Annotated in this window: 2 protein-coding genes; both read left to right on the plus strand. The window is 44.5% G+C overall.

All coding sequences use genetic code 11. The features are described 5' to 3' along the window. Nucleotides 1-91: 91 nt before the first annotated feature. Nucleotides 92-592, plus strand: coding sequence for a hypothetical protein (locus tag K5R89_RS27035; protein WP_001239317.1), 501 nt, complete (start codon nt 92-94; stop codon nt 590-592). 149 nt (nt 593-741) lie between these two features. After that, nucleotides 742-1,383 carry a type A-2 chloramphenicol O-acetyltransferase CatII gene (locus K5R89_RS27040; protein ID WP_001011939.1) on the plus strand — a complete coding sequence of 214 codons (642 nt, stop codon included), beginning with the start codon at nt 742-744 and terminating at the stop codon, nt 1,381-1,383. Nucleotides 1,384-1,547 lie beyond the last annotated feature (164 nt).

Below are 1,547 nucleotides of genomic sequence, written 5' to 3' on the forward strand. Positions count from 1 at the left end.
GAATGGGTTCATGTGCAGCTCCATCAGCAAAAGGGGATGATAAGTTTATCACCACCGACTATTTGCAACAGTGCCCTGTTTAGAGTACTATATGCGCCTGCAACAGTGGGCCACCGAAAATATTAAAAAACTGCTTTATCTCGCGGGGGATGACGCGGTGATTAATTACGGGAAAATGCGGCTGGAATTTTTGCAGAAAGCACTGGCGCAGGATACCTCCGGTGACTTCTGCTTTCGTGTGCTGCATCCGGAAGTGTCTGGCCCGCCGGATATGAAAAAGGCTTCCGCCGGGTACCGTGACTTTATTATCGGTAACAGAGCGTTGCTGGATCTGGTGAATTCAGCCGGTGAAGGGGCTCCGGTTGCGCATTATTCCGCTGATGAAATTCAGTCATTATTTTCGGCACAAATACAGGGGTCGGTGGATAAATACGGCGATAGTTTCCTGACGGATGATCCGTATGTGCTGGCGGAAGACAAGCTGCAAACCTGTCAGATGGAAATTGATTTAATGGCGGATGTGCTGAGAGCACCGCCCCGTGAATCCGCAGAACTGATCCGCTATGTATTTGCGGATGAGTGGCCGGAATAAATAAAACCGGGCTTAATACAGATTAAGCCCGTATCGGGTATTATTACTGAATACCAGACAGCTTACGGAGGACGGAATGTTACCCATTGAGACAACCAGACTGCCTTCTGATTATTAATATTTTTCACTATTAATCAGAAGGAATAACCATGAATTTTACCCGGATTGACCTGAATACCTGGAATCGCAGGGAACATTTTGCCCTTTATCGTCAGCAGATTAAATGCGGATTCAGCCTGACCACCAAACTCGATATTACCGCTTTGCGTACTGCACTGGCGAAAACCGGTTATAAGTTTTATCCGCTGATGATTTACCTGATCTCCCGGGCTGTTAATCAGTTTCCGGAGTTCCGGATGGCAATGAAAGATAATGAACTGATTTACTGGGAACAGTCAGACCCGGTCTTTACTGTCTTTCATAAAGAAACCGAAACATTCTCCGCACTGTCCTGCCGTTATTTTCCGGATCTCAGTGAGTTTATGGCGGGTTATAACGCGGTAACAGCAGAATATCAGCATGATACCAGGTTGTTTCCGCAGGGAAATTTACCGGAGAATCACCTGAATATATCATCGTTACCCTGGGTGAGTTTTGACGGATTTAATCTGAATATCACCGGAAATGATGATTATTTTTCCCCGGTTTTTACAATGGCAAAGTTTCAGCAGGAAGGTGACCGCGTACTATTACCTGTTTCTGTACAGGTTCATCATGCAGTCTGTGATGGTTTTCATGCAGCAAGGTTTATCAATACACTTCAGCTGATGTGTGATAACATACTGAAATAAATTAATTAATTCTGTATTTAAGCCACCGTATCCGGCAGGATTGGTGGCTTTTTTTTATATTTTAACCGTAATCTGTAATTTCGTTTCAGAAGGCACTGTTGCAAAGTTAGCGATGAGGCAGCCTTTTGTCTTATTCAAAGGCCTTACATTTCAAAAACTCTGCT

The organism is Klebsiella sp. TF21-TM (assembly GCF_019753495.1).
In the GTDB taxonomy this organism is placed as follows: Bacteria; Pseudomonadota; Gammaproteobacteria; order Enterobacterales; family Enterobacteriaceae; genus Klebsiella; species Klebsiella quasipneumoniae.